Here is a 9,620-nt window from a genome sequence, read left to right on the forward strand (position 1 = left end):
CTTACAGGTATGATGTGCGTTTTGGTACATTCGCAGGGCTATATTTTATGTGTAGCACAATATTTGAAGTAGAACACCGTTCGTTATTTAGCTAAAATGTATCCCAGATACTTATGAAACTTACCCAATTATTCTTCATCGCGGCTGTAATAGCAATTGCTCCGGCTTGTAAAAACGGCGGACCATTCAAAAAGAAGTTCGATAAATCGAACGCTACCGGCTGGAATTACAATGACAAAAACAGTGGCGGCTTCAACGTAGCCAAAGCCAAAGACATTAAGGCTGGACCTGGTTTGGTGTTTGTTCAGGGCGGTACTTTTGTAATGGGTGCTGCTGAGGAAGACGTAATGGCCGACTGGAACAACGTGCCGAAACGTGTCACCGTGAATTCGTTCTTCATCGACAAAACTGAAGTAGCCAACATTCACTACCGTGAATACCTGTTTTGGTTGAACCGCATTTTCGATCCGGCCGGCGACCCCGCCAATCAGCCGATTGTTGATGCTGCTTACCCCGATACCTTGGTTTGGCGTAGCGAACTGGCTTATAACGAACCGTATGTAGAATATTATTTCCGTCACCCAAGCTTCAACTACTACCCTGTGGTGGGTGTAAGTTGGAAGCAGGCTCACGACTATTGCTTGTGGCGTACCGACCGGGTGAATGAGCTGGCGTTGATTAACGGTGGCTACATCAACAAAAACGAAATGAAGAACATGCAGGGTAAAGGTGCTGATGCCTTTAACACCAAAGCATATTTGCTTGGCCTAACAACCCCTCCTCCGGGTACTGCTGCCAAAAGCAAAAAGAATCCGCTGACAGACCCCAATGGTCGTCCTCGTACACAGGTTACATTCGAAGATGGTATCATGAGCCCAGACTACCGCCTGCCTACAGAAGCAGAATGGGAATATGCAGCTCTCGCCTACATTGCTCAAAACCCACAGCCCCGTCGTAAAGAAAAAGGCCAGCGTGGTGAAGAACTGGTAGCCAATAAACAAGTATACTCTTGGTCTAATAATTACAATGGTCTTCGTGACAACCGTCGTGGTAGCTGGCAGGGCGAAATGCTTGCCAACTTCAAGCGTGGTTCTGGTGACCTGATGGGTGTGGCCGGTGGTTTGAACGACCGTTCTGCTTTGCCAGCACCTGTTGAAAGCTACTACCCCAATGGTTTCGGCATCTTCAACATGAGCGGTAACGTAAGTGAGTGGGTAGCCGATGTGTATCGTCCGATGACCTACGAAGTGGGCGACGACTTCAACTACTATCGTGGTAACGTGTTCAAGAAGCTGAAAGTGATTGACCCAACTTCAAACGATCCTTCTACCCGCTATGAAAAAGACTCTACGGGTAAAGTGAAATATGTAAACGAAGAAGATGCCGATTTGGCCAAGCGTCGCAACTACCAGAAAAACTATGCTATCAACTACCTCGATGGTGATAGCCTGAGCGGCGCCAGCTACGGTTATGGCATCACTACTTTGGTGAGCGACAAGAGCCGTGTAATTAAAGGTGGCAGCTGGTTGGATATGCCTTACTGGCTTGGTCCCGGCACCCGCCGCTTCCTGGAAGAAGATCAGTCTACCAGTACCATCGGTTTCCGTTGCGCCATGACTTACTTTGGTGCGCCAGAAGGCAACAGAACACGAGCCGGTAACTACTGGCAAACAAAACGTCAGCGTCGATAAGTACTCCCAACATATGAACAGAGCCCGCCAATTGGCGGGTTTTGTTTTTTTACAAGGTTTTCTTCGGCCATTTTTGCAACTCAATTGTTTTACATACATGACTAGCATCCCACAACTATACGAAGCGTATTTACAATGCAATGGCGTTACAACTGATACTCGAAATATCCTACCTGGTCAATTGTTTGTGGCCCTAAAGGGGCCCAACTTTAATGGCAATGCTTTTGCAGAAAAAGCATTGGCAGCCGGCGCAAAATATGCGCTAATTGATGAACCGGAATTTGCCGTAAATGCACAAACCCTTCTGGTGCCGAATGCCTTGGAAGCCTTGCAACAACTGGGATTGCACCATCGCCGGCAATTGAACATTCCGGTGCTGGCCATAACTGGTAGCAATGGTAAAACCACTACCAAAGAATTGGTACATGCAGTGCTGGCCACGCAGTACAAAACCTACACCACCAAAGGAAACCTGAACAATCATATTGGTGTGCCGCTTACCCTGCTCAGCATACTGCCAGATGCAGAGATGGCCGTCATTGAAATGGGCGCCAATCACCAAAAAGAAATTGCAGCTTATTGCAGTTATACCGAACCCACACATGGACTCATTACCAATTGTGGCAAGGCTCATCTCGAAGGATTTGGCGGCGTAGAAGGTGTACGCAAAGGCAAGGGCGAATTGTTTGATTGGTTACGCAGCAGCAATGGTGTCGCATTCATTTGCGATGACTTTGACTATTTCCATGGCATGAGCCAAGGGCTCCATGAAATTCACTGGTATGGAACGAACAATGGCGAAGTGATAGGTAAGGTTTTAGCCAGTGAACCGTTCCTGCAAGTGTCTGTTGAAAGAGGGATGAACACTTCCATCATCAATTCACAACTGGTAGGTGCCTACAATGTGTACAACGTATTGGTGGCTGCTACAGTAGGTAAATATTTCGGCATCAGCGATGCAAACATTGTACATGCCATTGAAGGGTACACGCCTACCAACAGCCGTAGCCAGCTCATGCAAAAAAATGGCAACCACATTATTCTGGATGCCTACAATGCCAACCCCACCAGCATGGCAGCTGCCATTGATAACTTTGCCAAACTGCAAGCCCCAAATAAAATATTGTTTTTGGGAGGTATGATGGAGTTGGGCGAAGAAAGCACGCAGGAACATGCACAACTGATTGCTTTGATACAGCAGCATCAATGGAAGGACGTGATACTGGTGGGTGGCGACTTTGCCAATCTGCCTCACCCCTTTCGGTATTTCAATAACTCAGAAGAGGCGGCTAGTTGGTGGAATGCTCAGCAAAGTGCCGGCAATTATTTGTTGGTAAAAGGTAGCCGCAGCATGCAAATGGAAAAGATTGTAGCATAGTGTGCCCTGTCGGGTGATGATTATCACGCCTATCCCACCTCAGTTTGGTACTTTTGCCAGCATCTTATCAGGAGTATGAGTAGCATTATGGAAAAACAACGCAAGCCCGGGTATTTAGGAAGTGTACTGCAATGCAAATGTGCCCGCTGCAGAGAAGGCAATATGTTTCAGCATGGTCTTCAGCCATTGCCTTCCGCTAAAAACATGGAAATGCCTACACAATGCGAAGTATGTGGCCAACCCATGGAAATTGAAGTAGGCTTTTACTATGGAACAGGTTATGTAAGCTATGCACTTACAGTGGCCATTAGTGTGGCTGTATTTGTAGCATATTGGGTACTCGTTGGTATCTCTATCAATGACAATAGTTTGTTTTATTACCTCGGTGTAAATGCATTGGTTCTAGTGTTATCTATGCCGTATATCATGCGGTTAAGCCGATCCATCTGGCTATCGTTTTTTGTAAAATTTGACCCTGATTGGCGCAGTAAAGCACCCGACAAAGTAGAACGAATTGTAGAAGGACAAATGGGCAACTGGTAACAGTTGCTTTTTATTTTTTCAGATGTAGCATTGTTCACAATATTGGACAACAGGTGTTGGCACCTATACCAAGCTCCTTACATTTGCCTCCTATGCTAAACGATTTGCGCAAAGAACAGGCCCTTGAATACCATGCCAAAGGAAGGCCTGGTAAAATTGAAGTTGTTCCCACCAAAGAAGCCAAAACGCAACGCGACCTCAGCCTTGCTTACAGCCCTGGTGTGGCCGAGCCATGTAAAGAAATCAAGTCTGATGTCAGCAATGTGTACAAGTACACCGCCAAAGGAAATTTGGTCGGCGTTATCAGCAATGGTACGGCCGTGCTGGGCTTGGGCGATATTGGCCCCGAAGCCAGCAAACCCGTGATGGAAGGGAAAGGCGTACTCTTCAAAATCTTCGCTGATATCGATGTATTCGACATTGAGGTAAATGAAAAAGACCCCGATAAATTCTGCGACATCGTTAAATCATTGGAACCAACATTTGGTGGCATCAATCTCGAAGACATCAAAGCTCCCGAATGTTTTTACATAGAAAAAAGACTGCGGGAAGAAATGAAAATTCCGGTGATGCATGATGATCAGCATGGCACGGCCATCATCAGCAGTGCCGCCTTGCTGAACGCACTGGAAATACAACGCAAAAAAATTGAGAAGGTAAAGTTTGTGGTGAATGGTGCGGGTGCCGCTGCCATTGCTTGTATCAAACTATACATTGCATTGGGTGCCCGTTTCGAAAATTTTGTGGTGTTCGACATCAATGGTGTACTGCACAAAGGCCGTACCGATTTGGATACATTCAAACAACAGCTGGCAGTAGATGCATCCAAAGCACATTGGACCTTGAAAGATGCCATGAAAGATGCTGATATGTTTTTGGGATTGAGTGTGGGCAACGTGCTCAATGCCGACATGATAAAAAGCATGGCCAAAAATCCGGTGGTGTTTGCCTGTGCCAATCCCGATCCGGAAATTATGTACGATGCAGCACACGATGCCCGAAAAGACATCATCGTAGCAACAGGCAGAAGTGATACCCCTAATCAGGTAAATAACGTGCTTGGATTTCCCTACATCTTCCGTGGTGCATTGGATGTAAGGGCTACCACCATCAACGAAGAAATGAAACTGGCGGCCGTTCGTGCCCTGGCAGAGCTGGCCAAAACACCAGTACCTGATATTGTGAACCTTGCCTACAATGAAAAATCCATTTCATTCGGGCCCAACTACATCATTCCAAAACCGTTAGACCCACGTTTGCTGGCGGCAGTAGCGCCTGCTGTAGCCAAAGCAGCCATGGACAGCGGTGTAGCACAGCAGCCCATTGCCAACTGGGACAACTACGAAATTGAACTCAACCGCAGGCTTGGTTTGGATAACCAACTCTTCCGGGTAATTAGTTCGAAAGCTCGTCGCGACCCACGCAATGTCATTTTTGCAGAAGCCGACAACATCAAAGTATTGAAGGCCGCAGAAATTTGTCTGGAAGAAGGCATTTGCTTCCCCATACTTATGGGTGAAGAAAAAAAGATCCGCAGGCTGGCAGAAGAAAACGGACTCACCCTCGATGGCATGACCATCATCGACCCCAAAGAAGAACAATGCGAAGACAAACGTCAAGAATATGGCGAGCAGTTTTTTGGCATGCGTGGCCGCAAAGGTTTCAACCGCTACGAAGCCATCAAAGCCATGAAAGACCGCATGCACTTTGGTTGCATGATGCTGCGCAATGGTGAAGCCGACGCATTGATCGCCGGCCCCAGCCGCGACTATTCAGGTTTGATTCGTCCGGCACTGCAAATTATTGGTACAGAACCCGGCGTTAAAAAGATTGCCGGTATGTACATTTTGCTCACCAAAAAAGGACCGCTCTTTTTGGCCGATGCCACGGTGAATTTTCACCCGACTGCCGAAGAAATTGCCGACATCACTCAGATGGTGAGCAAAGAAGTCCGCAGCTTCAACATTCAGCCACGCATTGCATTGCTCTCCTACTCCAACTTTGGCAGCAGCAATACACCCGAAGCCAAAATGATGGCCGAAGCCAGAAACATTTTGAAGGAACGGGATCCTAAAATGATTGTGGATGGTGAAATGCAAGGCATCCTCGCATTCAACAATGATATCTTGAAAGAAAACTATCCATTCAGCGAGTTGGTAGGTCAGGATGTAAACACATTGATTTTCCCCAATTTGTCTGCGGGCAATATTGCCTACAACCTGCTCCGCGAAGCTGGCAATGCCGATGCCATTGGCCCCGTATTGCTGGGCATGAAAAAACCAGTGCATGTATTGCAACTCGGCAGTACAGTACGCAGCATCGTAAACATGACGCTGATTGCAGTGATAGATGCCCAGATGAAATGCTATGCACACGACACCGGCAAAGAACCTGCCAAAAAGAAATGGTGGCAACGTGGCAAGCAGTAACATCATTCCTTTTTACGCAACACACACTCATTGCAACGCATTAATTTCAACTCATGCCGTTATTCGAACATTTAGGAAGCTACATCATCACCATGAAGGGCATGTTTGCCCGGCCGGAAAATGAAAAAATGTACTGGAAAGAATTCATGCACCAGTGCGTGGAGATTGGCATTGGCTCATTGCCCATTGTCCTCATCATTTCGATGTTTTTGGGCATGGTAATGACCGTGCAAACAGCCTACCAACTGGTAGCCAACTTTATACCGCTCAGTACCATTGCGGTAGTAGTGCGGGATAGCATGTTGCTCGAATTGTCACCCACGGTTATTTGTGTAGTATTGGCTGGCGTAGTTGGCAGTAAAATTGCCTCCGAACTGGGCAACATGCGCATCAGCGAACAAATAGATGCACTGGAAATCATGGGCATCAACACTAAAACCTATTTGATTTTACCCAAGGTGCTGGCATCACTCATTGTGGTACCCATGCTCATCACTTTATCCATTGTTATTTCGTTGTGGGGTGGCCGCTTTGTGGGCGAAGCAGCAGGCATTATCAACTCCACCATTTTTGATGAAGGCCTGCTCCGCGACTTCAATCCGTTCAACGTTACAGTGGCCATGGTAAAAGCGGTTACGTTTGCCTTGCTCATCAGCAGCATTTCGGCCTACTTTGGGTACAATGTAAAAGGCGGTGCTTTGGAAATTGGCCGCAGCTCTACCCTTGCCGTGGTGGTAAGCTGCATCCTCATTTTGCTGGCCGATTATGTCATCACACTTATTCTGCTCAATCCATGATCAAGCTTCAAAATATCAAAAAATCTTTCGGCGACAGAACAGTGTTGTACGACATCAGTGCTGAGTTTTTGCCCGGCAAATGCAACCTCATTATTGGTAGCAGTGGCAGCGGTAAAACGGTGCTGATGAAATTGCTGGTGGGTTTGTTTACTCCCGACAGCGGACAGATTTTATACCACGGCGACGACATGGTGCAAATGAGCCGGGAAGAACGCAAAGAACTGCGCCAGCAAATTGGCATGCTGTTTCAGGGGTCAGCGTTGTTCGACAGCATGACCGTGGAGCAAAACGTGATGTTTCCCCTCGACATGTTTACCAAAGACAGCTATGCTACCAAACTGAAGCGGGTAAATGAAGTGCTCGACCGGGTAAACCTGAAAGACACCAACAAAAAATATCCGGCAGAAATAAGCGGCGGTATGAAAAAGCGGGTAGGCATTGCCCGTGCCATTGTGCTCAATCCACAATACCTGTTTTGCGATGAGCCCAACAGCGGCCTCGATCCGCAAACGAGCATGGTGATAGATAAACTCATCAAAGACCTGACGGTTGAATTTAATACCACCACCATCATCAACACGCATGACATGAACAGTGTGATGGAAATTGGTGACAATATTTTGTACATGTACCAAGGCTACAAGCAATGGACGGGCACCAAAGAAGACATCATTTTCAGCACCGATGAAAAACTCAACAGCTTCATTTTTGCCAGCGAGTTTTTACAGGATGCCAAAAACATGCGGATGCTCGAAATGACGGGCAAATATCCAGGGCAAACACCACCCACAAATGCATGAGAAGTATGAAAAAAATCCTGCTATCGGTATTTGCATTTGTGTTGTTCAGTTCAGTCGGCTTTGCCCATGAGTTTTGGCTCGATCCCGTTTCATTCTTTTCCAAAAATGCCTGCGTTCGCTTTCGGGTGGGCGAACATTTCAGCGGCAACAACTGGAGCGGCAACTTTGAAAAAGTACGGCTGCTGGAAGTGCTCAACCATACCGACCGCAGCACCAGCAATGCACAGCAAATGCTGCCCAACCCGGGCGATTCATTGCAATTCAGCCTGCCATTTACCGGCACACAACTACTGGTGTACAACGGCAGCAACAGCTACATAGAACTGCCCGCCAGTGAGTTCAATGCCTATTTGCAGGATGATGGCTTGACCGACATTGCGGCCTGGCGCAAAGCAAACGGACAAGACACAGCCCGCAGCCGCGAATACTACCAACGCAGTGTAAAAACCTTGTTGCAAAATGGCACACAGCTAACGCCCTGCAACTATCCTACCGAATTGCCGTTGGACATTGTACCGCTGCAACATCCGTACAGCCTCACCAAAGCAGGCAGCATCAGCTTTCAGGTATATTTTCAACAGCGGCTGCTCAAGCAGGCCCTCATTCGCACCTGGCACATCAGCAGCAGCGGTAAGCTCACGGCTGGCAGTATTGCCATGACCGACGGCAGCTTTACACTGCCGGTAACGCCCGATGGAAAATGGATGGTGAGCCTCGTAAAAATGGTACCCAACAACGCCGATGACAAAGCCGACTGGCAAAGCTATTGGGGTTCATTCACCTGGGGCTATTATTAATACCGACGCCACAGCCGGAATGTCCAATCGATACAATCAAATCCTATGGGGGTCGGCATTATACCAGTTAGTTATTCCTTCCAGTAATTCACTGATTGGTATAACCCCTTTTTTGGGGATAATGCCTCGCCAAGTGTGGCGGTCAACCCCTACTTTTGCGTCACTTTTTTACGTCCACAGTATAAACTTTTGCCATGAGTGTTTTAGTAAACAAAGACTCCAAAATAATTGTACAGGGTTTCACCGGTACAGAAGGAACGTTTCATGCTACGCAGATGATTGAGTACGGCACCAACGTGGTTGGTGGTGTTACGCCAGGCAAAGGTGGCAGCACCCACCTCGACCGTCCTGTGTTCAACACCGTGGCCGATGCCGTGAAATCTACCGGTGCCAATGTGAGCATCATTTTTGTACCACCCGCATTTGCTGCCGACGCAGTAATGGAAGCTGCCGACGCCGGTATTGCTTTGGTGGTATGTATTACCGAAGGCATTCCTGTGCAAGACATGGTAAAAGTGAAGAACTACCTGCAGGGCAAAAACACCCGTTTGGTAGGTCCTAACTGCCCCGGTGTAATTACCGCTGGCGAGTGTAAAGTAGGCATCATGCCGGGCTTCATTTTCAAAACTGGCAACATTGGTATTGTGAGCAAAAGCGGTACCCTCACTTACGAAGCAGCGGATCAGGTAGCTAAAGCGGGTCTGGGTATTACCACGGCCATTGGTATTGGCGGCGACCCCATTATTGGCACAACCACCAAAGAAGCCGTTGAACTGCTGATGAACGACCCTGCTACCGAAGGCATTGTAATGATTGGTGAAATTGGTGGTGGCATGGAAGCTGAAGCCGCCCGTTGGATTAAAGAATTTGGTACCAAACCTGTGGTAGGTTTTATTGCCGGCCAAACTGCACCTCCCGGCCGCCGTATGGGCCACGCCGGTGCTATTGTAGGTGGTGCCGACGATACTGCTGCTGCCAAAATGAAAATCATGGCAGAATGCGGTATCCACGTAGTAGCCAGCCCCGCCGACATTGGCAAAACCATGGCTGCTGCGTTGAAAAAATAAGCCCGTTGAACAACGCTAAATATTTTGTTAAGCCGACCTTGTGTCGGCTTTTTTTATGTGCATGGTTATGCAAAAATGCCGTTCCTTACATCCCGTTTACCGATAGCGAAAAGAGACC

General features: G+C 47.7%; 8 protein-coding genes. All 8 read left to right on the forward strand.

Annotation, left to right across the window (positions count from 1 at the left end):
• The first annotated feature begins 113 nt into the window (after positions 1-113).
• The 8 genes from GLV81_RS09360 to sucD all read left to right on the forward strand — a co-directional run bounded on the left by GLV81_RS09360 (position 114) and on the right by sucD (position 9,502).
• Positions 114-1,691, forward strand: coding sequence for an SUMF1/EgtB/PvdO family nonheme iron enzyme (locus GLV81_RS09360; protein ID WP_157478634.1), 1,578 nt, complete (start codon positions 114-116; stop codon positions 1,689-1,691).
• Positions 1,692-1,788: 97 nt separating this feature from the next.
• Positions 1,789-3,069, forward strand: coding sequence for a UDP-N-acetylmuramoyl-tripeptide--D-alanyl-D-alanine ligase (locus tag GLV81_RS09365; RefSeq protein ID WP_157478635.1), 1,281 nt, complete (start codon positions 1,789-1,791; stop codon positions 3,067-3,069).
• Between the two features lie 75 nt (positions 3,070-3,144).
• Positions 3,145-3,612 (forward strand): DUF983 domain-containing protein, encoded by a 468-nt coding sequence (locus GLV81_RS09370; RefSeq protein WP_246186356.1) that lies wholly within the window; start codon positions 3,145-3,147, stop codon positions 3,610-3,612.
• 92 nt (positions 3,613-3,704) lie between these two features.
• Positions 3,705-6,041 carry an NADP-dependent malic enzyme gene (locus tag GLV81_RS09375; RefSeq protein ID WP_157478636.1) on the forward strand — a complete coding sequence of 779 codons (2,337 nt, stop codon included), beginning with the start codon at positions 3,705-3,707 and terminating at the stop codon, positions 6,039-6,041.
• Between the two features lie 53 nt (positions 6,042-6,094).
• Entirely contained in the window at positions 6,095-6,838 is a 744-nt protein-coding gene (locus GLV81_RS09380; protein WP_157478637.1) for an MlaE family ABC transporter permease, read from the forward strand.
• Positions 6,835-7,638: an ABC transporter ATP-binding protein gene (locus tag GLV81_RS09385; RefSeq protein WP_157478638.1), complete on the forward strand. Its 804-nt coding sequence runs from the start codon at positions 6,835-6,837 to the stop codon at positions 7,636-7,638. Before GLV81_RS09380 ends, GLV81_RS09385 begins: the two co-directional genes overlap by 4 nt.
• 5 nt (positions 7,639-7,643) lie before the next feature.
• On the forward strand, positions 7,644-8,435 hold the full coding sequence (locus tag GLV81_RS09390; RefSeq protein ID WP_197429058.1) for a DUF4198 domain-containing protein: 792 nt from the start codon (positions 7,644-7,646) through the stop codon (positions 8,433-8,435).
• A 194-nt stretch (positions 8,436-8,629) separates the two neighbouring features.
• Positions 8,630-9,502 carry a succinate--CoA ligase subunit alpha gene (gene sucD / locus GLV81_RS09395; protein ID WP_157478640.1) on the forward strand — a complete coding sequence of 291 codons (873 nt, stop codon included), beginning with the start codon at positions 8,630-8,632 and terminating at the stop codon, positions 9,500-9,502.
• Positions 9,503-9,620: the final 118 nt, after the last annotated feature.

Source organism: Phnomibacter ginsenosidimutans, assembly GCF_009740285.1.
In the GTDB taxonomy this organism is placed as follows: Bacteria; Bacteroidota; Bacteroidia; order Chitinophagales; family Chitinophagaceae; genus Phnomibacter; species Phnomibacter ginsenosidimutans.